The sequence below is a fragment of the Paenibacillus sp. PDC88 genome (assembly GCF_900106725.1).
In the GTDB taxonomy this organism is placed as follows: Bacteria; Bacillota; Bacilli; order Paenibacillales; family Paenibacillaceae; genus Paenibacillus; species Paenibacillus shunpengii.
Genome location: NZ_FNNT01000009.1, coordinates 167448 through 193637, shown reverse-complemented (window position 1 = coordinate 193637; position 26190 = coordinate 167448). Strand labels below are relative to the sequence as shown.

At 43.5% G+C, this 26190-nt stretch carries 28 protein-coding genes; 22 read left to right on the top strand and 6 right to left on the bottom strand.

Annotation, left to right across the window (positions count from 1 at the left end; genetic code table 11):
* The first annotated feature begins 432 nt into the window (after window positions 1-432).
* The 8 genes from BLW49_RS29320 (at window position 433) to BLW49_RS23235 (ending at window position 7453) form a co-directional block, all read left to right on the top strand.
* Window positions 433-744: an MFS transporter gene (locus BLW49_RS29320; protein WP_256209912.1), complete on the top strand. Its 312-nt coding sequence runs from the start codon at window positions 433-435 to the stop codon at window positions 742-744.
* On the top strand, window positions 708-1688 hold the full coding sequence (locus BLW49_RS23265) for an MFS transporter (protein WP_256209911.1): 981 nt from the start codon (window positions 708-710) through the stop codon (window positions 1686-1688). The genes BLW49_RS29320 and BLW49_RS23265 overlap by 37 nt, the downstream gene beginning before the upstream one ends.
* A gap of 115 nt (window positions 1689-1803) precedes the next feature.
* A complete protein-coding gene (locus BLW49_RS23260; RefSeq protein WP_090727159.1) occupies window positions 1804-1977 on the top strand; it encodes an SDR family oxidoreductase in 174 nt (57 codons plus the stop codon).
* 153 nt (window positions 1978-2130) lie between these two features.
* Window positions 2131-2925: an alpha/beta hydrolase gene (locus tag BLW49_RS23255; protein WP_090727157.1), complete on the top strand. Its 795-nt coding sequence runs from the start codon at window positions 2131-2133 to the stop codon at window positions 2923-2925.
* Window positions 2926-3126: 201 nt separating this feature from the next.
* On the top strand, window positions 3127-4776 hold the full coding sequence (locus BLW49_RS23250) for a catalase (RefSeq protein ID WP_090727156.1): 1650 nt from the start codon (window positions 3127-3129) through the stop codon (window positions 4774-4776).
* Window positions 4777-5129: 353 nt separating this feature from the next.
* On the top strand, window positions 5130-6038 hold the full coding sequence (locus BLW49_RS23245) for an NAD(P)/FAD-dependent oxidoreductase (RefSeq protein WP_090727154.1): 909 nt from the start codon (window positions 5130-5132) through the stop codon (window positions 6036-6038).
* Between the two features lie 73 nt (window positions 6039-6111).
* Entirely contained in the window at window positions 6112-6513 is a 402-nt protein-coding gene (locus tag BLW49_RS23240) for an Rrf2 family transcriptional regulator (protein ID WP_076310771.1), read from the top strand.
* A gap of 196 nt (window positions 6514-6709) precedes the next feature.
* Window positions 6710-7453, top strand: coding sequence for a class I SAM-dependent methyltransferase (locus BLW49_RS23235; RefSeq protein WP_090727153.1), 744 nt, complete (start codon window positions 6710-6712; stop codon window positions 7451-7453).
* Between the two features lie 128 nt (window positions 7454-7581).
* Here the strand turns inward: BLW49_RS23235 and BLW49_RS23230 are convergent, their stop codons facing one another.
* Entirely contained in the window at window positions 7582-8211 is a 630-nt protein-coding gene (locus tag BLW49_RS23230) for a YfbR-like 5'-deoxynucleotidase (protein ID WP_090727152.1), read from the bottom strand.
* Between the two features lie 120 nt (window positions 8212-8331).
* Window positions 8332-8913 (bottom strand): DUF421 domain-containing protein, encoded by a 582-nt coding sequence (locus BLW49_RS23225; RefSeq protein WP_090727151.1) that lies wholly within the window; start codon window positions 8911-8913, stop codon window positions 8332-8334.
* Between the two features lie 210 nt (window positions 8914-9123).
* Here BLW49_RS23225 and BLW49_RS23220 point away from each other — a divergent pair, with 210 nt between their 5' ends.
* From BLW49_RS23220 to nspC, 5 genes are all read left to right on the top strand, one after another.
* Window positions 9124-9780 (top strand): SGNH/GDSL hydrolase family protein, encoded by a 657-nt coding sequence (locus tag BLW49_RS23220; RefSeq protein ID WP_090727149.1) that lies wholly within the window; start codon window positions 9124-9126, stop codon window positions 9778-9780.
* A gap of 42 nt (window positions 9781-9822) precedes the next feature.
* A complete protein-coding gene (locus BLW49_RS23215; protein ID WP_090727148.1) occupies window positions 9823-10029 on the top strand; it encodes a zinc ribbon domain-containing protein in 207 nt (68 codons plus the stop codon).
* Between the two features lie 233 nt (window positions 10030-10262).
* The gene (locus BLW49_RS23210; RefSeq protein ID WP_371264619.1) at window positions 10263-11216 is read left to right on the top strand and encodes a phage baseplate protein; all 954 of its coding nucleotides are present in this window, start codon (window positions 10263-10265) and stop codon (window positions 11214-11216) included.
* 643 nt (window positions 11217-11859) lie between these two features.
* Window positions 11860-13098: a saccharopine dehydrogenase family protein gene (locus BLW49_RS23205; protein ID WP_076310766.1), complete on the top strand. Its 1239-nt coding sequence runs from the start codon at window positions 11860-11862 to the stop codon at window positions 13096-13098.
* A gap of 1 nt (window position 13099) precedes the next feature.
* A complete protein-coding gene (nspC, locus tag BLW49_RS23200) occupies window positions 13100-14227 on the top strand; it encodes a carboxynorspermidine decarboxylase (RefSeq protein WP_090727145.1) in 1128 nt (375 codons plus the stop codon).
* 140 nt (window positions 14228-14367) lie between these two features.
* On the opposite strand, the gene BLW49_RS29315 is transcribed toward nspC, so the two are convergent.
* Entirely contained in the window at window positions 14368-14502 is a 135-nt protein-coding gene (locus tag BLW49_RS29315; protein WP_256209910.1) for a hypothetical protein, read from the bottom strand.
* 521 nt (window positions 14503-15023) lie between these two features.
* Here BLW49_RS29315 and BLW49_RS23195 point away from each other — a divergent pair.
* Together BLW49_RS23195 and BLW49_RS23190 are read left to right on the top strand one after the other, a co-directional pair.
* The gene (locus BLW49_RS23195; RefSeq protein WP_090727143.1) at window positions 15024-16100 is read left to right on the top strand and encodes a glycosyltransferase; all 1077 of its coding nucleotides are present in this window, start codon (window positions 15024-15026) and stop codon (window positions 16098-16100) included.
* 17 nt (window positions 16101-16117) lie between these two features.
* A complete protein-coding gene (locus BLW49_RS23190; protein WP_090727142.1) occupies window positions 16118-16618 on the top strand; it encodes a PIG-L family deacetylase in 501 nt (166 codons plus the stop codon).
* 92 nt (window positions 16619-16710) lie between these two features.
* Here BLW49_RS23190 and BLW49_RS23185 read toward each other — a convergent pair whose 3' ends face one another.
* Both BLW49_RS23185 and BLW49_RS23180 read right to left on the bottom strand, forming a co-directional pair.
* Window positions 16711-17463 carry a glycosyltransferase family 2 protein gene (locus BLW49_RS23185; RefSeq protein ID WP_076310762.1) on the bottom strand — a complete coding sequence of 251 codons (753 nt, stop codon included), beginning with the start codon at window positions 17461-17463 and terminating at the stop codon, window positions 16711-16713.
* 6 nt (window positions 17464-17469) lie between these two features.
* A complete protein-coding gene (locus BLW49_RS23180) occupies window positions 17470-18486 on the bottom strand; it encodes a glycosyltransferase family 4 protein (RefSeq protein ID WP_076310761.1) in 1017 nt (338 codons plus the stop codon).
* A 194-nt stretch (window positions 18487-18680) separates the two neighbouring features.
* On the opposite strand from BLW49_RS23180, the gene BLW49_RS23175 reads away from it, so the two are divergent.
* From BLW49_RS23175 to BLW49_RS23150, 6 genes are all read left to right on the top strand, one after another.
* Complete coding sequence (locus BLW49_RS23175; protein ID WP_076310760.1) at window positions 18681-19670, top strand: sugar phosphate nucleotidyltransferase; 990 nt, start codon at window positions 18681-18683, stop codon at window positions 19668-19670.
* Window positions 19667-20956 (top strand): UDP-glucose dehydrogenase family protein, encoded by a 1290-nt coding sequence (locus tag BLW49_RS23170; RefSeq protein WP_076310759.1) that lies wholly within the window; start codon window positions 19667-19669, stop codon window positions 20954-20956. Before BLW49_RS23175 ends, BLW49_RS23170 begins: the two co-directional genes overlap by 4 nt.
* A 184-nt stretch (window positions 20957-21140) precedes the next feature.
* A complete protein-coding gene (locus BLW49_RS23165) occupies window positions 21141-21506 on the top strand; it encodes a GntR family transcriptional regulator (RefSeq protein WP_076310758.1) in 366 nt (121 codons plus the stop codon).
* On the top strand, window positions 21503-22378 hold the full coding sequence (locus BLW49_RS23160; RefSeq protein WP_076310757.1) for an ATP-binding cassette domain-containing protein: 876 nt from the start codon (window positions 21503-21505) through the stop codon (window positions 22376-22378). The genes BLW49_RS23165 and BLW49_RS23160 overlap by 4 nt, the downstream gene beginning before the upstream one ends.
* Window positions 22375-23091: a hypothetical protein gene (locus BLW49_RS23155; RefSeq protein WP_076310756.1), complete on the top strand. Its 717-nt coding sequence runs from the start codon at window positions 22375-22377 to the stop codon at window positions 23089-23091. The genes BLW49_RS23160 and BLW49_RS23155 overlap by 4 nt, the downstream gene beginning before the upstream one ends.
* Window positions 23092-23274: 183 nt before the next feature.
* The gene (locus tag BLW49_RS23150; RefSeq protein WP_143042151.1) at window positions 23275-23625 is read left to right on the top strand and encodes a hypothetical protein; all 351 of its coding nucleotides are present in this window, start codon (window positions 23275-23277) and stop codon (window positions 23623-23625) included.
* 50 nt (window positions 23626-23675) lie between these two features.
* Here the strand turns inward: BLW49_RS23150 and BLW49_RS23145 are convergent, their stop codons facing one another.
* Window positions 23676-25166 carry a glycoside hydrolase family 43 protein gene (locus BLW49_RS23145; protein ID WP_090727138.1) on the bottom strand — a complete coding sequence of 497 codons (1491 nt, stop codon included), beginning with the start codon at window positions 25164-25166 and terminating at the stop codon, window positions 23676-23678.
* A 258-nt stretch (window positions 25167-25424) separates the two neighbouring features.
* On the opposite strand from BLW49_RS23145, the gene BLW49_RS23140 reads away from it, so the two are divergent.
* Window positions 25425-26138, top strand: a complete 714-nt coding sequence (locus tag BLW49_RS23140; protein ID WP_256209909.1) for a hypothetical protein — start codon at window positions 25425-25427, stop codon at window positions 26136-26138.
* Window positions 26139-26190: the final 52 nt, after the last annotated feature.

The following is a 26190-nucleotide window of genomic DNA, read 5'->3' as shown; positions in this document are numbered from 1 at the left end:
TTGCACTTAAGCGGTTGAACCGCCGTATACCGAACGGTACGTACGGTGGTGTGAGAGGTCGGCTACTCAATTAATGGGTAGCCTCCTACTCGATTGTCATTAACCATTTAGTTCCGTTTGTTATTATGATAGACTTCAAAAGGATACGAAGTCATTTTATGGAAGATAGCATGATGATACAGTCAATCTTCTTTGATATGGATTAGCACTGTTTCAATAAGGAGAGGGTCAGGATAGCAAAATTGAAGGCAAAGCATCTGTTCATCATCGCATTCACTACATACAATGAGTTACCGTAAAGTTAAGGGAATATTGGACCATGTTATTAAACAATTTAAAGCTTGAAAATAAGTATCTGATCAAGTATAAAGCAGCTTTCATCACTAGTTAATTGTTTCTATCAATCGATTTCTTACATATCCGGAGGAACATATGGCTTCTAACTCTTTTCGCCAATTGACTGGCAATGCGAAGGGCCGTCTCATCTATGAACCGCTGTTTCTGATTCCGTACAGCATGTTTGTGACGTATAGCTCGATCTTCATGTATGAGCTCGGGGTAACCGAGACGGGAATCGGCTGGATTACTACCATCGGACTGCTCGTTCAAGTACTCTCATCCTTCCTCAGCGGATACCTCACAGACCGAATGGGGCGTAAGCGTGCATTGCTCTATTTTGATGTACTTAGCGGAGCGTCGCTACACTGTTGTGGGCAGTCTCGCAAAATTTCTGGTTTTTCGTGATCGCCGCGATCGTGAACGGTTTTCAAAAGGTTCCTCATACCGCGTTCTACTGTCTGCTCGTTGAGGATACGGCTCCTAAAGAAAGAACATACGTATTTACTTTGCTGCAGCTGATTAGTGTGGTAGGCGGGTTGTTCGCTCCGATTGGGGGACTTCTGGTATACCATTTCTCCCTTGTACCTGGGGTTCGAATCATGTTCGTTCTGGCCTGCATCATGATGACGATTCAGTTCATCGGACGCCATTATGCGACGAGAGAGACCGATATAGGCTATCGTAAAATGAAGGAAGCCAAGTCAATGAGTATCAAAGAGGGGATGTCCGATTACTTGTCCGTGCTGAAAGTGATGCTCCGCAGTCCGCTGCTCCTCATCATATTTGCGGTCTATATTTTGTTTAATTTTCAAACGACAGTCAAGACGACGTATGTTTCCATCTTTATGGTTGAATATTTGCAACTAGGGAGCGGGCTGATTTCTGTGTTCCCGGCGTTCTCCTCCATTATCATGCTCATGTTCATGCGATGGATCATGCCCCGGATTGCCGAATCGCAGGTGAACCGTATCATGGTGTGGGGATTTATCATTTCCGTTTTATCGAATGTCATTCTGGTTGTGGCGCCAAAAGGTGACCTTATCCTGCTCAGTGTTAGCACAATCGTTGCGGCGATCGGCACGATGATGACGTATCCTTATTTGGAAACGGCCGTGGCGAATGCGATTGACGATGAGAACCGCGCCAAAATATTTGCTCTGCTCCAGGTTCTCATCCTGATTGTTATTTCACCTTCCGGCGTAATTGGCGGCTGGGCATACGGAATAGATCCGCGAATTCCATTCCTGCTTGTGGCTGGAGCGTTTGCGATCAGTATTCCGCTGATGATGGTTTATACGAAGAAACAACATCAGCTAGACTCAAGTGCGATGAAAAATATACACTTTTAGCTCGACGTACATCTTCCTGACCACCTATACGTAACATCGGCCGCTATTAAGCGGCCTTTTGTATGTTCGATTATTAACGTGCCAGCTGCATCGAAGTAAGAGCAACGTTTGTTAACTGCTCAGCTACTTCTGCAGAGCGAGTACGCCGGTTGACCGAGAAGGGGAGCCTGATGAAATTGCTTCTGCCGTAGAATTCTTGTGCAGCAGCCAGGCATCGTATATTTCGGGGACGGACATGCTCGTAGATGGAGGAACGACTGCAAGTATGCGAAGAAAAGCGGCAAAATAAAGCTGCAAGCATTATAGTTATAATCTAGCCATGCAGAGGAGCTGTATGGCTTTTTCTCTTTTTTTTGTACGCAAATAATTCCTTTTATTTACATTTGTTATGGTAAAATATGGTCTGTAGCAGTGAATCTACAACGATTAGGGAGGAATGAATATGCGTGTAATTGAGTTCGATTATCCTGTAAAACAAGTTACCTACAAAACGGTCGGAAAACGTAAACTGAGCCTGTACATATTTGAGCCTGAACATCCCGATAATTCGGCTAAGGATAGGACAGCCATCTTGTTTTTTAATGGAGGGAGTTTCAAAAAGGGTCCTTTATCACCAGCTCAATTTCAGAATCAGGCACGGTATTTGGCTTCTCAGGGTATCGTTGCAATCTGTGTTGATTATCGAAACGGTCATGATGATGGATTCACTCCGATGCAAGCGATCTGTGATGCCAAGTCGGCAGTAGGGTGGGTCAGAAGCAATGCAGCGGAGCTCGGCGTAGATCCAAATTGCGTTGTCATGTGCGGCGCCTCCGCTGGTGGATATACCGCTGTATCCTCGATCATGTTTGATGAGTTTAATGACGATAACAGTACCAATCATATCCCTAACGCACTAATTGTGTTCGCAGCCGGTATGGATGGGGTGGACATTATGGGCAGATTGTTTCCTGAATTTCTAGAGACTGCGACGGATTTGTCTCCTATTCATCATATTAAGAAATGTCTGCCGCCTACCCTCTGGATGTGTGGAACCTCGGATGAACTCTACGAGCAGAATCAAACCTTTGTCGAGCAAATGAATCAAGCAGGCAACCACATTACGTTTCTAACCTATGATGGCATGGGACATGGATTCTTTAATTATGGATGGCATGAGAACAAGCCTTATAATGACACAACATTAGAAATTCAGCACTTCCTGGCGTCTTTGGAAGCTGAACATTCAGCCTCATAACCTTAATCTTTGCTTCACGAAAGATTCATCCTAACTTAATTCATTTCATGATTTATGAAAATCCACTAAGTTTAAACATTAATGAGGCCATTTTGACGTTCATCGTGAAGGATATAGGTCTTTTTTGAAGAAGTTCTAAGATGGAAGAAATATTCCAATGCAAGCCGCAAAAAGTACAAATTTTTGAAGGAGGTTTTCATTTTGGCAGAGAACAAGGACAAGAATGCATCAAGCGAGCAAGATGTACAGCGTGAGACACTGACGACGCGGCAAGGTCATCCAGTAAGGGATAATCAGAACATTCGTACAATCGGTAATCGTGGGCCAGCCACACTTGAAAACTATCATTTTATCGAAAAAATTTCTCATTTTGACCGGGAAGAGGTACCTGAGCGTGTCGTGCATGCTAGAGGAACCGGAGCATTTGGATATTTCGAAACGTACGGAAAAGTTGGAGATGAGCCGGTAGAGAAGTACACTCGGGCCAAAGTATTCTCCGGCGCGGGTAAGAAGACCCCGCTGATGGTTCGATTCTCCACGGTTGCAGGAGCGAAGGATTCTCCAGAGACAGCCCGCGATCCCCGCGGATTTGCAGTCAAAATGTATACGGAAGACGGAAACTGGGATCTCGTGGGTAACAACCTGAAGATCTTCTTTATCCGAGATGCTATGAAGTTTCCTGATATGATTCACGCATTTAAGGCGGACCCTGCTTCTAACGTCTCTCATCCTCAGCGGATGTTTGACTTTGTATCGCGCTCGCCTGAAGCGACGCATATGATCACATTCCTGTTCTCTCCATGGGGCATACCGGCTACATATCGCCATATGCAAGGCTCAGGGGTTAATACTTATAAATGGGTCAACGATAAAGGCGAGGCCGTGCTTGTAAAATATCATTGGGAGCCGAAACAAGGGATTCGCAACCTGACCCAAGAGGAAGCCGATTCTATTCAGGCGAAGAACGTCGGTCATGCGACTCAGGACTTGTATGAAGCCATCGAACGAGGCGACTATCCTGAATGGGAGCTGTTCGTACAGATCATGGAGGATGACTATCATCCTGAGCTGGACTTTGATCCGCTGGATGATACGAAGCTGTGGCCAGAAGATAAATTCCCGTGGCTTCCGGTGGGCCGTATGGTACTGGATCGTAATCCGGTAGACTTTCACGCGGAGATTGAACAAGCGGCATTTGGTACGGGCGTGCTGGTAGACGGCATGGACTTCTCCGATGATAAAATGCTGCAAGGCCGTACCTTCTCCTACTCCGATACTCAGCGATATCGTGTAGGTGCGAATTATCTTAAGCTCCCGGTAAATGCACCGAAAACGGAGGTTCGCACGAACCAGCATCGCGGACAGATGGATATCCGTGATCCGAAGGAATCCGGAAATAACCCGCATATCAACTATGAACCGTCCATGATCGGCGGGTATCAGGAAGCGAGTAGAGAAGGTCATCCTCAGCACCGTCCGACGTATAATGCTGCAGCGATGAGCGAGCCTATTGATCGTCCTAACAACTACGGTCAGGCAGGGGAGACGTATCGCAGCTTTGAGGACTGGGAACGTGACGAATTGATCAAGAACCTGTCTGAAGCACTTGCGGTATGTGACCCAAGAATTCAAACGGCGATGGTCGAGCATTTTACGCAGGCAGATGAGGATTATGGCCGACGTGTAAGAGAAGGCATTGAGAAGAAAGTCAAAGAGCTGCGTGAGATGGAGCAGGAAGGCAAGCTTCCTGGCCGTGAATCAGGCTCTTCGAAATATGGACAAGGCTCACTAGCAGCAAACCAAGCAACCAAGGATGCGGTGAAGAAGAGCCATGAGGCAGATCCTTATTAATCTGTAATGGAATATTCCGTTGACAGATCGTCAGAAGGATTAAGCTAAATAGAGACGCCATTTCTTCTTGAAGAATCAAGTGGAGGTGGCGTTTTTATGTGGATTTGTGAGTCGCTTGAAAACATCTGTCTAACCTTAAGGTGAAAAATCACACTTGTAAAAACGTATAATTAGAGTTATTATAGACACATCATATCTATGATAACTAAGTTTGTGGAAAACCAAGAATGTGCATGATCTTTATTCTAAAAGCATCGAGTGAGTTAGTAAGCATCTCTACGACCATTTTTTTGCACTAATTATAGATATAAAATATCTATAATATCTTATATTTAGAGAGGGGATTTAGATCTATGACTTATGATTGCATTATTGTTGGCGGCGGCCCTGCGGGCTTGAATGCTGCACTTGTGTTAGGCCGGGCAAGAAAGAAGGTCATGGTTATTGATGCAGAGGAGGCTCGGAACAGAGTCACTCGTCACTCCCATGGATTTCTCACTCGGGATGGAATTACCCCGCATGAGTTCCGGCGTGTGGCCAAGGAGCAGATCGAGGCGTATCCAAGCGTATCTTTCACCACGGATACAGCCGTGTCTGCGAGTGGAGCGGATGGGGATTTTACAATTACCACGGATAAAGGGTTAGCGTATCATGCTAAAAAGCTGCTGCTTGCGGTTGGGAAGAGAGATATCAGGCTTCCAATCGAAGGTTTGGCAGAGGTATATGGGAAGAGTGCCTTTGTCTGTCCTTACTGTGATGGCTGGGAGCTTAGAGATCAGAAGCTGGTCGTTATTGTCAGCCATGACAAGGCATTGCATATGGCGAAGACCTTATCCGGCTGGACTCGAGATTTCACGATCTGTACGAATGGAGATGACAAGCTGACATCTCAGGACAGAGAAGAACTGAATAAGCATCACATTCCAGTATTTGATACACCTATCTCTGAGATTGACTCAATCAACGGAATGGTTAAGGGTGTCCGTTTGGAGGATGGCACGATGATTCCTTGTACCGGGATTTTCTTTGCTCCAGAGCTCGGCATTGGCTCTGACCTTCCTCAGCTTCTAGGCTGTGAATCAGCCGAGGATGGATCGGTCGTTGTAGATAAATTCGGGAAGACAAGTGTGCCCGGAGTGTATAGTGCGGGAGATTCAGCAACTCAGATGTATCAGCTGATCATGGCTGCTTCAATGGGTTCCATGGCTGCTGCAGGCATTAATTCGGAACTGCTCACAGAAGCTTGGGAACAGTCATGGTGATTTCTTGACGCTGTCTTGAAATAAAAGGTATTATGGACTCATTAAATCTTTTATTGAGGCGATGATTAGCAATATGAAATACTCTAAGGCAACAAATTACGCTTTGCATACGATGCTGTTTCTAGCAGCGGCTACCCCGGATAAACCTGTTGGTGTACAGCAGCTGGCTGAGCGGCAGAAGGTATCTCCTACGTATTTATCCAAGATCTTGACGAAGCTGGTCAAGGCAGGGATGATTGAATCGGTCTCAGGAGCAAACGGGGGATATAGCTTGAGACGCGGCTGGGAGGAGATCTCCTTCCTTGATATAATACACGCAATAGAAGGAACGACTTCCTTGTTCGAATGTAATCTAAACCATGGATCCGAGTGCTTGATTCAGCAGGTTGTGCTGGAAGCAGAGGGCAAAATGGAAGAACATCTGAGAAGTCAGACCATATCCAGTCTTGCGAAGAAGCTTCAAGTAAAAAGTTAAAGGAAGGATTCATTCCTACTGTGCGAAAAATAGAAAACGCGTGGTGAATGAAGATTGTACATTTCACATTTCACATGCTGACATGGTAGACAGTTCCTACCGAGCTTTCTACCTTTGCTGCATAAGATGGATGCACTAACGTCATATTAGAGATATTATATATCTATAAACACTTTCAATAAGAGGAGATGAGTCAATGAATATTGAAGCTTCTGCGAACCAGGCTAATCATACTGGACCCCAGAACAAAGATCTGATCTCCTTGCTGCAGCCTGCAGCCGGAGAGCGAATACTGGACGTAGGCTGCGGAAATGGGAATTTAACGGCCAAGATTGCGGCTGCCGGCGCGATTCCAACAGGCATTGATGCCTCAGAGGAAATCATAGCGAAGGCTAAGCTAAATTATCCTGAACTGCAGCTATCGGTTGAAGATGCTCGGTATTATAAAACTGAAATTCTATATGATGCTGTATTTTCGAATGCCGTGCTGCACTGGATCAAGGATGCGCCTGCAGTCGTCAGCTCCATCGGGTCTGCCCTTCGGAATGGCGGCAGATTCGTGGCGGAATTCGCGGCAAGCGGTAATATCGCTATTATACTGACTGCAATCAGAGCAGAGCTGGAACAGTATGGATACGAGTGGGAGGGAAGAAACCCTTGGTATCATCCTACGATCGGTGAATATTCCAGTCTGCTGGAGCAAACGGGATTCAAGGTCATTTTTGCTCAGCATATGGACAGTAAATCTACGTTAAAAGGGGGATTAGGGATTCGGAACTGGATGGATAACTTCTCTTCTTATCTATTCCGGGGGGTTACGGCTGAACACCAAGCACTCATATATGATGCTGTGGAAGAACGAGTGAGGTCTGAGCTATACAAGGATGGTCATTGGATGATCGACATCAGCAGACTGCGGATTGCAGCCATCAAGCAATAGGGAATCAATATATTAGAATTTTGCATATTCGATTATATTGAGTTTAAAGGTATTTGAAAAGTCGCGATTTCGCGGCTTTTTTGTTCATGAAAGCAAGCTTACGAGGTGTTTAATTGCTCGGTGAGGTTTTATTGAGCGAGGGCTTCCTTCGTGATCTGCTTAATATCAAAAGGGGAGGTCATACATTCGTCGATAATGTCGGGGAGGATCTGCTCCAGAAAATAACGAACACAGTGCAGGTCGATATTCTTAATCTTCACAATGGCATTGCGATACATTGCAACAAATTCCTTCTCTGTGTTACCTCTTTGCAATTCCACGAACGCTTCATATACCTGATCCAGCTTGTCTGCCACCTCTAGAATAAGTCCTTCTACGGAATTGTCCTTTCCTTCACGAAGCTGTCTGCGGAAGATTGACTTAAATTCCTCCGGAATATTTTCCTCGATAAAGTGCTGTACCATGCCTTCTTCTACCTGCTGCAGCATGGCGCGGAGCTCAAGAGAGTAGTGCTTGACAGGTGTCTTAATATCACCGATAAATATCTCGCCATAGTCATGGCTGCTTGTAATCTCGTATAGCTTTTTCCAATCTACGTGGACTCCATGCTGCTCCTCGATGTCAGCCAAGGTCTTGGCATATTGCACTACCTTCCAGGAATGCGCTGACACGCTGTGCTCTTCAAATTTAAACTTGCCAGGTGTGCGTATGATGCGCTCAAGATCGTTCAATGAACGAAAGTAAGTGTGAATTCCCATATGTCTAATCATCCTTTGTGTTATCAATGTGTGTGCGTACAACCCAACTGTAACACCGATATGTCATCGCAGGATTAAGCAGGAACTCGATTCATGTTAACGAATAAGGGCTTCAATAATTTACTGAAGCTTTGGATCAACCGCTGAGCGATGACCATTTTGTTTGACTTCATCAAAAAGTGTCTCATCCCCTTGTGGCTGCTCCTGAGTTGTCGGATTAAGATTATTCATCAGCTTCTCGATATCCGCCATTGTAATCGGTTTAGCATACGGCATCAGTTCATATCCGATATGTCCATTAGATTCAATCGTTGCGTTTTTCACATCAGATAGATGAGAGATCCCGTTCTGTCTAAGCCTTACCTCCAGCTGATCGACAGTCATCCGCATGGTTCGTAAATTATCCGTTCTTAATTGTCCGTTCTCAATGACCAGCTTCGCTTTCCCTGACAATAGTTCTTCCACCCAGTTGAATCTATACTGGAGGTATTCAAGGAGCAGCAATGACAGAATGAAGATGCTGGCTGAGCCGATCGCTTTCCCCAAGTGTTCATTAGCTATTGGCTGCACGATCGTTGTCCCAATAGAGATCATTACTACCGTGGTTGCTACGCTCATTTGAGAGATCGACTTTCTTCCTGCAACACGAAGTAATACCACGCCGGCAATAACTAAGAGGAGAGATTTCCATATCCATTCCATACAAACACCCGCTTTCGTCATAGATGCAATCCATATTATTTGTTATTCCTGCTAGTTTATTCAACTGACGTGAATCCGCACTTCCATGTGAGCGACTCTATGCATGGGTTGACAGCGATATACAGGCTAGGCAGGATAAATGACCTTTATGTACAATGAAGAGGACAATGGAAAGCGTATTACATCTTGAGGCGGAGCGGAGTGAATAGGATGGAGAACAAGCGAAGAAAAATTTTGTTTCAAGGCGATTCGATAACCGACGGTAACTGGGGGCGGAACCTTGATCCAAACCACATACTGGGACATGGATATGTATATATTATAGCTGCACAGCTCGGTTCACAGTATGCAGAGTCTCAGCCATATTTTATGAATAGAGGGGTCAGCGGTAATCGCGTATCTGATGTTTATGCCAGATGGAATGAGGATGCAATCAGCTTACAGCCGGATCTGATTAGCCTGCTAGTAGGTGTGAATGACGCTCACAGTATCATTACAGGCAGTGCTCGGGGAGCTACAGACCGGTATGAGCGAATCTATCGACAGCTGCTGGACGAGACATGCGAAGTATTGCCAGATACAGGGATTGTACTATGTGAGCCGTTTGTAATGCATTCAGAAGCAACGGATAAAGATTGGAGCGAGTGGAGCTCAAAAATGAACGAGTACCGCAGTGTCGTTCGGCATTTAGCAGAAGACTACAATACCCTTTTCGTGCCTTTACAAGAAACCTTCAATCAAGCGGCGAACCGTGCAGATACAGCCTATTGGGTGTGGGATGGTATCCATCCGACAACTGCTGGACACCAGCTTATTGCAAATGAATGGCTTAAGGTTGTTCAGCAGAGCAAGTATGCGATTGGGTAACAATGACAGATCTATATTTTGAAATTAGGAGGCTGTATGAACATGAACAATAATAAAGGCTGTATTAAATGTGGAAGTAGAGACGCGGACAGTAAAGAAGTAGCCATGACGGGAACAGGATTGTCTAAGATGTTTGATATCCAAAATAATCAATTTATCGTCGTGTTCTGCAACAATTGCGGATATTCCGAATTTTACAACAAGAAAGTCTCGCAGGGCTCTAACATTCTGGACTTTTTCTTCGGTTAAGGAGTTCAAGCTATCATGCAGTTTACAGGAAGTTAAACCCATAATTTACATAAAACAGGAATTCGGAAAACATAAGCAGAACATAGTGTTAACTGGATAGCTGAACCATAACTTCTATGTCTGATATTCTCATACATGCTGCTGGACGAGCATGCTGCTGGACGAGCTATCCTCACATTAAATGGAGGTGTACTATGTTCAAGTCGCACATGTTAAAGAAGCCGAAGGGAAGTATGAAATTATGGGTATCTCTGGTTCTTGCCTGCATCATGTTCAGTATGACCGTATTGCCAGCACAGGCTGCATCACCACAGAAGACAGTTAATGCCTCAGCGCAGCTGGCGTACAATCTTAAGGGACTGAAGCATAACGTCGTTGTGCAAAAAGCTTATATTGCTGACAAGTATCTGTATGTAACCCAGCGTTCAATGGGCACTTGCTATCTGTCAAGACTGCTTATCGATGGAACAGACGCGAATTATGTGGACGAAATGACGGTAACGAACACCGGCCATTGTCAAACGCTGGACATGTATACGTACAATGGGGAGAATTACTTCTATTTCAGCTCAAAAGCAGATGCCTCCACGTCTTACTACTGGTCACTGCAAGTCGCAAGACTTAAGTATGCCGCAGGAACCACGGTGGATTATACGGATCTACGCCGGTTTACTTACATGAATTATGCGAATAAAACCGGCTCTAGATTAGGAGACACTTACCGTGTTGATGGAGGCGGCAACAGTACACATACGTTCTTCCGAGTCCAGACCGCTGAAGGTACCGTGACATGGTCGATTTATGACACGGCTAAACTGAACCAGCTTCTAGACAGCAATGAGCAGGTACGGATGGACAGCGCCGCAGCAGTGAGTGCGTGTGTCAGCAGCTTTACTCAATCGGGAAGCGGCATTATCCGGCCGAATGGTTCTTTTCAGGGAGCAGATATGCTGGGCAGTACAGAGATTTACACATCGGGTGGAGCTGAGGGAGATACGCCTCAAATTGCGATGATTTCGAGCTCAGGTACCTTTAAAACACTCGTGAACATTACAAATGTAGGCAACCACGAGATTGAAGGGGTTCAGACGAAGAACGGCAATGTCTATTTTACGATCGTTCCCGATCCGGTTAACAAGACAAATACACAAAAAGTATATTATGTTCCCGATTCCGTGTTTAACTAATCTCCGAGATTTAGATATGAAGGATTATTAGGTAATGAGCGCCATATAAAATCATTTTGTTTTTTTTTCTAGAAAACTCTTGAATAAGTTTATGACATCTGTTATTGTAGTCCTTGCGTGAAATGGAAAGCTAATTATCGTAACGGATCTTTCCAGCAGATAATTTTGACCACTCCTACGATAAAGGTAGGACGTTAAGGCCACACGGACAGCCGGGTCAAATGCCGATCGGCAACTTTCGTTGCCTTATTGATTGAGTTAAAAGCTCAAATTTTATAAGTTGGTTACTTTACAACCTGTGCACTGCACATCAACTTGTGAAACGGTCAATAAGAGTGGAAAAAGTAATTATTTGCTGACAGACTCTGATCCATTATTGATATACTCATAAATATGAATGAGCCTTCTCATGTTCATGTGACCATCGCGGATGGTTATGGAGTAATTATGCTTATTTAATATTTACGATATATCGTAAGCAAGTGTGATGCGCAATTATGCGATTTTTACACTTGCTTTTTTGTTTTGAGAAGCTATGAGTAACATACTTTTCTTGCAAATTTCGCAAGTGGCATACATTCAGCTGGTTTTGGTGGGTGTACTAAATACGGCTTGAAAATTTAATTTGTTAGGAGATATGAGAATGGGAAAAGCACTTATTATTGGCGCCGGCGGCGTAGCATCCGTAGCAGCACACAAATGTGTTCAGAACAGTGAAGTATTCGAAGAAATTTGCATTGCGAGCCGTACCAAATCGAAATGTGATGAGCTAAAAGCAAAATTGGATGGCGGAAAAACGAAAATTACGACAGCTCAAGTCGATGCGAACAACGTAGATGAACTCATTGCTCTAATAAACGAAGTTAAACCGGATATCGTAATGAACCTGGCTTTGCCATATCAAGACCTGACAATTATGGATGCTTGTCTTGCAACGAAGACACATTACATGGATACGGCGAACTACGAGCCGGAAGATACAGCGAAATTTGAATACAAATGGCAATGGGATTACAAAGAGCGCTTCGAGCAAGCAGGGATTACTGCACTTCTCGGAAGCGGCTTTGACCCAGGTGTAACGGGAGTATTCTCCGCTTATGCACTTAAGCATTACTTTGATGAAATTGAATATATCGACATTCTGGATTGTAACGGCGGTGACCACGGTTATCCGTTCGCAACAAACTTCAACCCTGAGATCAACATTCGTGAAGTTTCGGCTAACGGAAGATACTGGGAAAATGGCGAATGGATCGAAACCAAGCCGATGGAAATCAAACGTGTATACGACTTTGCTGAAGTAGGTGAGAAGGACATGTACCTTCTGTACCATGAAGAGCTTGAATCCCTGGCGAAGAACATCCCTGGCCTGAAGCGTATTCGTTTCTTCATGACATTTGGACAAAGCTACCTTACACATCTGAAGGCACTTGAGAATGTGGGCATGACTTCGATCGAGCCGATCGAATTCGAAGGCAAGCAGATCATTCCATTGCAATTCCTGAAGGCTGTATTGCCGGATCCCGCTTCTCTTGGACCACGTACAGTAGGTAAAACGAACATCGGCTGTATCTTCAAAGGGAAGAAAGATGGCCAAGACAAGACTTACTACGTCTACAATATCTGTGATCACCAAGAATGCTACAAAGAAGTAGGCTCCCAGGCGATTTCTTACACTACGGGTGTTCCTGCAATGATCGGAGCAGCGATGGTGATGACTGGTAAATGGAATAAACCAGGCGTATACAATGTAGAGGAATTCAATCCAGATCCATTCATGGAAGAGTTGAACAAATGGGGACTTCCGTGGGTAGAAGATTTCAATCCGGTGCTTGTAGATCAATTGCCGGAGGAAGCAAAGAAATCGGAGTCTGTTCGCTAAGATGAAGTTCGAGGAACTACCTACACCCTGTTTTGTCGTCGATGAGGAACTCATCGAGAAGAATCTGAAGATCCTGAATGGTGTTATGCAGCGTACAGGAGCTGAAATTATTCTTGCACAAAAAGCATTTTCCATGACTGCAATGTATCCCCTGATCGGAAAATATTTGTGTGGTGCAACAGCGAGCGGTTTGTTCGAAGCACGTCTAGGCTATGAGGAGATGGGCAAGCAGAACCATGTGTTTGCCCCTGCCTACCGTGAGGATGAGATCGATGAGATTATCTCGATCTGCGATCATATTATTTTTAATTCCTTCTCACAGCTGGAGAAGTTCAAGGATAGAGCGCTGAAGGCTGGACGACAAGTTGGACTTCGTATTAACCCGGAATGCTCCACGCAGGAAGGCCACGAAATCTACGATCCATGTTCTCCAGGCTCGAGATTCGGTGCGAAGCACGAGGATTTCCGTGCAGAGCTGCTCGAAGGCGTGTCGGGGCTGCACTTCCATACGTTATGTCAGCAGAACTCTGATGATTTAGAGACGACGCTGAATGCAGTGGAAGAGAAGTTTGGACAGTGGCTGCCACAGATGAAATGGATCAATTTTGGCGGTGGACATCATATTACGAGAGAAGATTATGATATCCCAAGACTTGAAGCATGCATTAAAAGAATGCAGGACAAGTATGGTCTTAAGGTAATTCTGGAGCCGGGAGAAGCTGTAGCCCTCAACGCAGGCTACTTGGTGACTTCTGTGCTGGATCTTCACAAGAATGGGATGGATATTGCTATTCTTGATACATCGGCAACTTGTCATATGCCGGATGTACTCGAAATGCCTTACCGTCCGCCTCTATTGGGTTCCGGTGAACCGGGAGAGAAGCCATATACCTATCGACTTGGCGGGCAAACCTGCTTGTCTGGTGATGTCATCGGTGATTACTCTTTTGATCAGCCGCTGAAGGGCGGAGATCGACTGGTATTCGGAGATATGGCGATCTATTCCATGGTGAAGACAAATACGTTTAACGGTATGCCATTGCCGGCTATTGCGGTGAAACGTAAAGACGGTAATTGTGAGGTCGTTCGCGAATTCGGATACCAGGATTTCAAGACGAGACTTGCTTAAATCACTTATATATTTAAATTAATCATCAACTAAACTAAAAGCACTAACCTCATTAAATCGTGAGGTTAGTGCTTTATTGTGTTATTTCATAAATCTGAAGCTATCCAGCCTCGATTAAAGAATAGTCAACCTAATCAAGATTAAGATCTTTTATGCTTGTTATGATCTTTGTGGTGACGACGATGTTTACATACGACAAGTGCTTTTTCACCTGGTTTCAAAACGACAACTTTTATTTTTTTTCTTTTAAGAAACTCTTTAACCATTTCGTTCATATTTTTCACCTCCCACTTTGACAGAAGGAGTCACATTATGATTTTCAAATTAAGACCATTTAAAAGCTTTAACAATAATTACAAGCAATATAAACAATACGAGAATGACACCGAGGGTTTTGGAAGAACCATTATCATAGGAAGTTCCTTGAACAGAATTACTCATCACTTGCACCTCCCATCCTGTATCATATTTTCAATTTATGCATCGTTCTATCGATATGATTAAACTATCATCTACTTTTTATTGAATTGTACACATTTACTAGACCTTCACAGAACTGCACAGCAAATTATCGGAGATGTAAATGAGGGAAAAAAACGCATAAAACATGACCACTATAATGATGACGATTTCGATTTCAACAAGGAGCCTTCAGAAGATGAGGGTACTTTTATTGATGTGAAAAAAATGAATAGTATACATAATTAGACGATTTTCCGTGACCTATAATCTATTTACTCCATAGTATGTAGGATAGAGTTTGAGATTCTTACATGGAGTGGGGAGGGGGGGGAGTATGGAAAAGCAATCTATTCGTTTGCTTATGATTATTGATAAATTTGAGATAGGTGGAACTGAGACCTATGTCTCTTCTGTCGTTGAAGAAATGTTAAAGCGAAATCTTACCGTCTTTGTCGCAGGCAAAAAGGGAAGTTTACTATCTAAATTCCAATCGATCGGCTGTCCTACGTATACCAATATGAGAAACCAATCGAGATTCGAGAGCTGGATCAGGAAACATAAGATTAATATCATCAATGCTCACCATGAAACGACAGGCATACTTGGCAGCCGTCTCAGCAAGAAGTTAAATATCCCCTTTGTCTTCACTATTCATGGAACCTATTATCCACGTTCTTTGATTCTTAGCATAATGAAGAGATGTGATGAGCGCAGCGCTGTGATTAGTGTCAGTCTGCCTGTGAAAAAGTGGCTGGAAGAGAAAAACATATCCTCCATCGTTATACCGAACGGGATAAATACCACCCAATTCACGTACCAAAAAAACAAGAAGCTGCTCAATAAACTAAATATTCCTCAGAAATCAAAAGTGCTCTTATATGTGAGCCGATTGGAAGACGAGAAAGGGGTTATCTGTAAATTGTTTCTTCGCGCGGCGCAGCGATACATGGATACAAGGGATGATGTACATGTTGTTGTCGTTGGCGGAGGTCCGGATCTGAGTGAAGTCAGGAAACAGGCAGCAAGAAAGCATAGTCAGCGAATCCATGTTCTCGGAGAACGTCTTGATACAGTCTCCTTATTTTCTATAAGTGACGTCGTTATCGGTACGGGCCGCGTAGCCCTTGAAGCCATGTCATGCAAGCGCCCGGTCATCGCTATTGGCAGCAAGGGAATCTTTGGAATTTTAAAACCAGAAAACTTCAAAGAAGCTTGGAAATATTATTTCGGAGATCACAAAGCTAAACAAACCGTGCACAGCAGGAGAATCGAGCTTCTAATTGGAAGTGCGCTACACTCAAGTAAATCATCTGCCCAATTGGGAGAAGCAGGACGTGAGTTTGTGATTGCCAAGTTTAATATATCAGCTATTGTCGATAAACTGATGACTTTGTATAACTCTGTATTGTAATCACTGGAGGGAGAGAAATGATAGATAAGCTTATGATTGTCGCCCATCCGGATGATGAGATCATATTCGGAGGGGCTGCTCTGCTCGCGGAAAAAGGCTGGAAAGTGATATGTGTAACAAACGGTCAACATCAAGTCCGCTCCCGGGAGTTCAAACAAGTGATGAAAGATATCGGAGCTGAATTTGAAATGTGGAACTACAGTGATAAATGGGGAGGCGATTTTGACCGCAAAGCACTAAAGAAAGACATCGAAAAAGTAATTAAGGCCAATCCCCAAATCAATAGGATAGTTACGCATAACAAAAAGGGGGAATACGGCCACACACAGCATCAAGCTCTGCATGAAATTGTAAAAGACATTGCACAGGAGAAGCTATATATTTTCAAGCGTTCTGACCAAAAACTCGATAAAGAAGTATTAAATCAGAAATACAAACTGTTAAAACGATATAAGAGTCAGGACATTGGCTGGTTGAAGAAATATATTGAATATGAAAGTGTTCGTAAGCATCGATAACAAATGCATATCCTTCAAAGACTCCTTATGTATCGAGGCTGCTTATCAATTCATGAATGATATGCAGCCTGACACGCGCATAATTGATTCGATTACCTCATTAATCTAGGTCTGGGTTTCATACTGTTCGTCTTAAGCCTGGAGCCGTCATCCGAGAAATAAACGGTTGTAGGCTGTATGAAATCTTCGGTATAGGCAATCAGTTCACATTGTTTCATATAATCTTCGGTCACTTTCTTTTGGGTGTGGGTTTGGATATCCTTTCTGCGGATACAAACATAATTTTCTTTGGAAACGCAGTAAACTCTGTACCCTGCTTCGTAGCATGCCTTTAACCATTTGGCATCAGAACCCCCGATCGTATTCTCTGGAAATTTAATCTCTTTCCAGATCTTTTTACGAAAGAATAAGGTCCCGCCTTTAATTCTTGACCCTTCTACATTTTCTTTCCCTGGACGATATACCATGAGCGCTTTTTTCTCTTCAAAATATAAATAAGTGGAATGCTTCCCAACGATCGGCGCTTTTTTGGCCTTCAGGGCAAGCAGTGATTCTTTCATATAGTGGGCGCCATAATAGTCGTCATCATCGAATTTGGCTATAAATGTACCCTTGGCCCGTGCAATAGCCCAGTTAAGGCATTTACCCAATGTGTATTCTTCCGGGAGTTTGTATACTCTCACATTTTCGTATTTTTTGGCTTTCTTTCTCCATTCCTTGAGGTTCATTTTGTTGTTATTTAAGATAATAATCATTTCCTTGTTCGGCCATTCCTGCCGTTTATAATTCGAGAAAATGTTGTCCATACACTCAGGTCTCATCGTACACGCAATGATGGAAGCCATATTTAGTTACTCAACTCCTTTATCCAGACTGTTTCTTCTCGTATTCCATGTTGAGTTCTTCTTTATTTTATACTCCTTATTGGTTAGAACTTTTTTGTACAGCTTTAAAAAATTGGTCGCCATCACTTTATCTGAATAACGTTTAATTACATACTGACGGCAAGTTCTTGGAGCAGGGAATTTTTTAGCGCGGACTTTACGGGACATTTCATTTACATCATTACATAATAACTGCGGCAAGCCTCTTAGCACCTCAGGGACCGCTCCTGCCTTTCTAAAACCGAGTACTGGAGTGCCGCAGGCCAAAGCTTCGATAAGAACCAGACCAAAGGGTTCATTCCATGTCGATGTGAAAAGGACACAGCTCGCCTCGGATAACAATTTCATCTTCTCAGTGCCGCCTACAGGCCCGACATATCTGATTTTGTCATTTAAGTGTGGCTTGATTCTCTCATTGAAATATTCCTCATACTTTGGTTTATTGTTAAAGGTTCCAGCAATAATAAGCTCTTTTCCAGTTTTTTGTGCAACTTCTACAGCGAGGTGAACGCCTTTTTCGTTCATGATTCTTCCCAAAAAAAGCAGATAGCTCTTTTTCTTCTGCTTATAAGGGTAGTCGCTGACACGTATCCCGTTATGCACGAAGTATCCTTTTTTATTTCTGTCACGTATTTTTTTGCTGACGAATACGGGGATCTGAATATCTTTGGCTTTCTTCGAATGAGAATTTCGAATAGTGGGGATCGGGGGGTTGGCTCTGGCTACAATTCCGTAATGATCGTGGATAATGTCTACATCGGATGGCATGTTTTTGATTATAAAATCCAATTGTTCATCTTTATCGTCCGTAGGATATTCGAATGTTTTCGTTGCATGGCACTTCGATCCTTTTTTGGCAAACAGAATGACTTCATGACCCCTTCGAACTAACTCTTCTGTAAGGTAATGAATATCTCGCTGTGTACCGCCGTAATCTTCCGGTGGGACGGGCAGGGAATTTGTTGATACTTGAACGATTTTCAAAGTATGGAATACCTCCTCAAATAACTGTAAATTTTCTTTTGACTATCTTATGCGGATAAATTAGGGATGGAATGGGCCCCTTGCAAGGACTTTCTATGCGATTACCTCGTGCGGATAGTAGATAGACATCCAATCCAAATCTATTGAATTTACATAGAGTATAAGGAGAAAGAATAGAGAGGAGAGAAATCATATTGAAGGGATTAATATTATGTGCAGGAAAAGGCTCGCGATTGTATCCGTTCACGATATCTTATCCGAAAACCTTAATTCCCGTTGCAAATGTACCCTTACTGCATGGGTGCATCGAAAAATTAACAGAGCAAAATATATCTGAAATCGGAATCGTGATTCATCCTTCTCAGGAGTCTATTATCAAAGAGAGTTTACAGAAAATAAGTCACTGGAATATCAGCATTACTTATATTTACCAGCAGAAGCCGGAGGGAATTGCGAACGCATTGCTGCAGGCAAAGGATTTCATTGGCCAGGATCCCTTCATTTTACTGCTTGGAGACAATCTAATCTCTATTTCGTTATCAAAATTAAAACAGCAAGTACAGCTGCAGGGTAACGACGCTGCACTGTTATTAGCAGAAGTAGAGAACCCCCAGGATTATGGCATTGCTGAGGTCGTCGGTGAGAAGATCGTGATGCTGGAGGAGAAACCGAAGAACCCTAAATCCAATCTAGCTGTGCTCGGAGCGTATGTATTCTCTCCTTCTATTTTTAAGGCATCTGAAATGGTCAAGCCTTCGGCCAGAGGTGAATATGAAATTACGGACGCGATTCAATGGTTGATTCAAAATGACTATCCGGTGTCCTTCGATAAAGCAGAGGTTTCCAATATTGATGTCGGAACAATGGATCGATGGATCGGGGCCAATCGAAAAATGCTGCAAGAAATGCCATATGAAAATAATATTCATCCTTCCGTTGTTCTAAAAAATACGAAAATCCATCCACCTGTTTCGATTGATCACGGCAGTATCCTTGAAAATGCTGTCATTGGACCTTATGTCTCTATCGGAGAGGGATCTACGGTTAAGGACTGTGTAATTGAAGACAGCATTCTTCTTAGCCATGTTCATCTGAATAAACTTTCTCACCCCATTTCGAAAATGATAATTGGATCCGGCTCTGCATTGGTTGGAACGGAAGAAGAGGGAGGAGGAGTGGAGTGAAGATACTTGTTATTGGCACAGGGTATGTTGGTACGACGACAGCCTTGGTATTTGCGGAAATGGGCTGGAAGGTGACGGGATTGGATACGGACAGCCGTAAACTCAATCAATTGAAGCAAGGAATCCTATATTTCCATGAACCTGGACTGACAGAGCTGCTGCAAAAGCATAATCAACTTGGAAATATCAACTTTACCTCTGACAAGAAGGAAGCTATAGAGAATAACGATGTTATTTTTATATGTGTAGGTACTCCTTCCCTTGCAGATGGAAGTGCGGATTTGACTTATGTGAAGCAGGTTGCTCAAGATATCGGTCAACATATGAACGGCTATAAACTGGTTGTGAACAAGAGTACGGTTCCTGTTGGAACACAGGAAAAAGTTACGGAGTGGATCCGTGAGACTCAAAACGTGTATCCGTTTGATGTTGCTTCTAATCCTGAGTTCCTACGCGAAGGCATGGCATTAGAAGATTCCTTAAATCCCGATCGAATTGTAATTGGTACGACAAATGATGCAGCAGCGAAGCAGCTGCGAACGCTGTATTCTTCTATGAAATGTGTAACCATCGAAACAACTCCTCGAACTGCTGAACTTATAAAATATGCTTCAAATGCGTTCCTCGCTACGAAAATTTCCTTTATGAATGAGCTCTCGAGATTAAGTGACAAGCTGGATGTTAATATCAAGGATGTCGCTGAAGGAATGGGGTACGATACAAGAATTGGAGCGAGGTTCTTACAGGCAGGGATCGGCTATGGTGGTTCATGTTTTCCAAAAGATGTAGCGGCATTGGTTCATAAGGCAGAAGAGGAAGGCATGGAGCTGCAGATACTGAAACAGGTGATGAACGTAAATGAAACACAATATTTATATTTACTGGACAAAGCTAAAGCGCAGCTTGGAGACTTTTCGGGCAAAAAGGTAGCAGTATTGGGCTTGGCGTTTAAACCCGATACAGATGATATTCGGGAAGCACCTTCTCTGCGGTTAATTCAGCAATTGATGGATCATCATGCTGCTATTCATTTGTTTGATCCGATTGCCAAGCTGCCTGCTGAATCAAAATATGATAAGGTTAATATTGCTCATACACCGGAGGAAGTCTTTAACGATGCAGATGCCGTGTTCATATGTACAGAATGGCCGATATTTACAAGCATTGATTGGATGATGCTGCACTCGCATATGAAGCAGCCTAATATTTTTGATGGCCGAAATATGCTTGATGCACAATGGATGAAATCATTAGGATATCATTATCAAGGTATTGGGTATAAGTAACACTCGCGAATGATGATGGCAATAAATAGGAGTATAAAAGCTTCACGAGCCGCCTTTTATGTAAAAGGCGGCTCTTTTTCCGCTATTCTCCATTTACATTCCAAATATTGTATAGTATAGTTGGTTATACAAGTAGCCAACCAACCAACAGATAAAGTGTAATGGCAAGAAAGGAGGACTGTTTTTGAGAGGTTTGTTGGATGAATCCCAACCCATTTTCCAACAAATTGCCCAAATGATCATAGATGATATTGTATCTGGTCTATTAAAGGAAGAGGAGCGAGTTCCTTCTGAGAATGAGCTGTCCCGGTTTTACAACATCAACCGCGCTACGGCCCGTAAGGGGCTGCAAGCCTTAGTTGATGCTGACATTCTATACAAACAGAGAGGAATCGGAATGTTTGTACAAGAAGGGGCGAGAGATCGGGCATTGCGGGACAAACAAAAGAATTTTCGCGAAGATTATATTCGGCCGCTGCTAGAAGAAGCGATGCGAATCGGTATGACGGTGGAGCAGGTCATTGAATGGATTAAGGAGGAGAAAGAATGATCTCATTAAGTAATGTTTCATATGCTTACGATGAAACTCCAGTGATCAAGAGCTTTTCTTACGACGAACATGATCCAATCATAACAGGACTATGGGGACGAAATGGTGCAGGCAAGACAACGTTGATGAAGCTGCTTGCAGGGCATCAGAAGCCAATAGACGGCACGGTTAAGATCATGGGACACCAGCCTTACAATAATGAGAAAGCACAGAAGCATTTGTGCTACATGCAGGAAGATCATCCCTTTAGTGATATTTGGACTGTAGGTGATGCCTTGAGGTTCTATCGATATTTCAATCCGAACTGGAATCAGAACTTGGCCGAACAACTGCTTGAGACATTTAGATTACATCATAAGAAAAAGACAAAGAAGCTGTCTACTGGTATGAAAACCGCTCTCCAGGTCGTAATTGGCCTGGCCAGCCAGGCAGACGTTACTATTTTGGATGAACCGACGAATGGATTGGATGCAGGTATGCGGAAGGAGTTCTATAAGCTAATGCTGGCTAGCTATGACGCGCATCCTCGTCTAATTCTCATATCGACCCATCAGATTGAGGAATTGCAGCCTTTGTTAGAATCGATCGTTGTCGTTCATGACGGGAAGCCACTAATGCACGAATCGATGGACAGTGTCAGAGAAAGAGGGATCTGGTTAACCGGTGAGATCGACAAAGTAAATGAGCTGGTAGGCAGTCAGAGAGTCTACGAAGAGAATATTATGGGTTCTCTGAAGAAGGTTATGATTGACGCGCCATTATCAAGTGAGTGGAAAGAGAGAGCCAAGTTAAGCGGTGTTACCTTGGAGAAAGCACAGTTGCAGGACTATTTGCTGAATATAACGGAGAGAGTGAAGGAGGGTATGCGATGAACAGTGCCCAAGGAACATTTCGTTTGTTGTATGAGGATGCTGCATGGTTTATGGGAAAGCTTCTATTACTATACGTCACGCTTCCGCTAACAGTGGCTTGGATTCTAGTTGGAATCTCCTTTGATTTAAGCGAGACGCTTAGTACCATTGCTGCACCAGCCTATTTTTTCTTCATTCCGTTCTACGGTATTATGGGATTTAAGAGTCTTCTGCCCATTGGTGTTAGTCTCGGTAGCACGCGCACTCAAATCCTCAGAAGCTTCTATGGAGTCGGACTTATTGCTGTATTCGTATATGTATTGATCTTGAATGTACTACAGGGGGTTATTTGGACACTGTATGATCAGGGGATCAGCTCGGTAAGGATTTTACATCCAGGAATACTATATTCAAGTGAATATCAATTTCTGCCTTACTTGTGGATTGATCTTATGTCTAGCTTGGTCCTGTTCAGCGGTGCATTCTTTATTTACAGTATTATGTATCGACTGGGTATGAAATGGACGTTAATTGGTGCAATGATTATGGGGATTGCCGGGATGTTCCTGTATTATTCAGGAGCGCTGGATGCACCATTCGATTGGATATCAAACTTAAATGTTAAGGTGATGAGCGGGTTTACTGTGGCTGGAATTATTGGCTTGATCGCATTGTTTGCTACGTATCCTATGATGCGAAATGCTTCCTTACAGCCAAAAGCGAATCGAGAATAAAGATAATAGTGAAAGAAGAGTGAGGCAGTCGGATAAACGGCTGCTTTTTTTGCGTGTAGTCAAGTTCGATGTATAATTCATATCGTCTACATTTATGGTAGAATGTTACATGTTAAGGAGCTTGTCATTATGAGAAGGCTTATTCTTTCTGTACATAATTTGAATATATTAAGGATGTATATATTGAGTAAAAACGATAATAAAATGATCAATTGGTTTGCTCTGGGTGAATCTGATTCTAAACAGCTGGTCACCTGGGTGTTCTATGCCGGATTAGCTATCGCGCTATATTACTCTTATATTTTCGGAAAGGCCATATCCGTCTTACTTCCAACTACGATTACGGAGTCAACTGGATTCCACACGTATTCGAGTGTTGAAGCCCCAAATTACGCACTTGGAATGATCGGGGGAATCTTGTTTTTCTTTGTTTGTATGATCATTTGGAAGCTATTGTGTGAACTATTGTTGCTCGTCTTTGAAAGCTTACGAATATACATAGATAGTAAGAAAATGAAGGAACACTCGGATTAACACGCAATAAGGGACAGATGCACTCATGCACCTGCCCCTTTTTTTAAACCTTATTCATATTTACAACTGAATTTCGTAAACTCAGCAGATCCACCTTTACCACAAGCATATAAACCAATGACTACACCTGTGAAACCTCCAGCGACCTCTGAGGATAGGTATTTGGTCTGCGCTGTTCCGAGCGGGATTTGTTGATCTCCTTGCTGAAGGAAGAAGCTGTAACGCTCTGGAAGAGCTTGTATGAGAAGTGTAGCATGATTGCTGTCTTCCACAGGAATGATTGTTTGGATCGATTTGATATCCCCAATGTTAAGACGCTCAATGACCTCATAGCCTTGTTCAATCTGACGGATTGCGAGATCATAACGATGGTTCTCATCCATATAGAGAGTGATTCCTGCTTCACCGCTTGTAAGGGCAACATCACAAGAAATAGTTGCATTAAAATCTCTTTGTCGTATACCTATAAAGGTTGGAGATGCGGCTTGATCTAATGTGACTTCAGTCCCTTTGAGCGTCAGTTTATCCGTCCCCAGTTCATAATTCTCGAAATGAGGGTGACGCAGATAGCACCAATCCAAGCCCCATTCTGTATTCTCGAAGGTATACTCTTTCTTCTCATTCTGAACAACGTGCTCTGGGATGCGGTTGGTCTCAAAGCTTGTTAGTGTCGTACCGTTATGGCCTGCAGTAAACCATCCATCCTCACCAAAAGTAACCGGCGTCAGGAAGACTTCGCGTCCCAAGTGGTGGTAAGGAATCCATTTGCCAATCTGGCGGAAGCCCAGGTGGAAGAGCCACCAGTTTCCCTCCTGATCCTGAACCAAGTCACCATGGCCGACGGCCTGAACTTCATAACCACCCAAATTACGGTTTGTCAGAACCGGATTATGCGCGTAGGGTTCAAAAGGACCGTGAAGTGAAGAAGAGCGGGCATAGGTCTCCATATGACCAAATTCCGTTCCGCCTTCAGCAGCTAATAAATAATACCAGCCATTTATTTTGTACATATGCGGGCTTTCAAGAAAACGCCCTCCTGTACCTTTCCAAATAGGGCGGCTAGGAGATAATTTGCGGCCTGTCTCGATATCAATCTCACATTGAAGAATGACACCTGTACCGTCGTCGTCGCTTCCATTGCTCATGAAGTAGGCTTTGCCGTCTTCAAAGTACAGATCCGGGTCGATACCGCCTTGATCAATATAGATCGGATCAGACCACTCTCCATAAATATCATCTGTCCAGACATAAAAATTCTGATGGGTCGTATCGTTTGTGGTGGTCATATAGAAGCGGCCATCGTTATGCCGTATGGTAGGGGCAAAAACGCCGCCTGAGCTGTTCACCTTATCCAGCATGACTTGGCTTTTTCTTGTGAGTACATGTCCGATCTGCTTCCAATTGATCAGGTCCTTACTCTCAAAGAGCGGAACACCGGGATAAAACTGAAACGAACTGGTAACAAGATAGTAGGTATCATCTACTTTACAGACACTCGGGTCAGGGTAGAAGCCTTTGATAATCGGGTTGTTATATTTCATAAGTCACCTCAAGTATGTATAGATATAGTGGATTTAGAAAGCGTTAACGAAACCGTTTTAGTAAACCGAGTTCATTATATCATCCATGGTTTGATTCGGGCAATGGACTAACTTGCGATTTTATAGTTCTTCGATTATCTGCTTCTTTTAGTAGAGATAGTTGGCAGGATTTGGGTTTGAGATATAGAATTGTGAATACGGGGAATCCTCCGTCGTTACAGCAACATCAGAAAATATAAGCTCAAGGTGGAGATCAGAATGACACAGCAAACGAAACGCAGCCGTATGATGATGTTCACACTTCTCGCCGTCATTCTACTCTCTGCTGCCATCTTTTATGCAGCCATATTTATGATTGAAAGTCCGGGCGGCATCGCTGATCGCCGATTATCAGAGGCAGTTGGCATGAATGAGGATTTTTTGAAAATTCCAATCGGCAAGACACCGGAAGCAGCAGTAGAACAATTTAGAGGAGGCAGTTCATCCCCGTATGTGATACATCAAGAACCTGTGGACGAAGGGATGCTGCTATTCAAGACAAGCACGAGACAAGAAAGCACCAATTTACAGGTCGAATATGTCAGGAATACCTGGCTCGGCTGGAAATGGGTATGGGGAGGTGGTTTCTCAAACAGTGAAGCTTCTGATAAACCTTCTGCTGTCCATTATATGAGTTTACCTGAATTGAAGGGCGTTTCCACTCCTTTTCCCATGTTATTTGGATACGTATTTGATCCCTCTATCGTGAGAATCACGGTTGAAACAATGAAGGACGGTAGTAATGAGGCGAAGCAAATAAAGGTGGGGCCTGATGAGCACCTATGGTTCGTGCTTCTCCCTTCGTCAGCAGACATGCCGTATGAGATTAAGGGCTATGATGAATCCGGAGAACAGATTGCCAGCAAGATGATAGATGATCCGAATGACAGCGGCATCTTCGATCTGGGCACAACGGCTTCCTCTGCTCCATGATGGGGGCGAATGTAATCTAGTCACGATAATACAGGCTTGGGGAGGATAAATG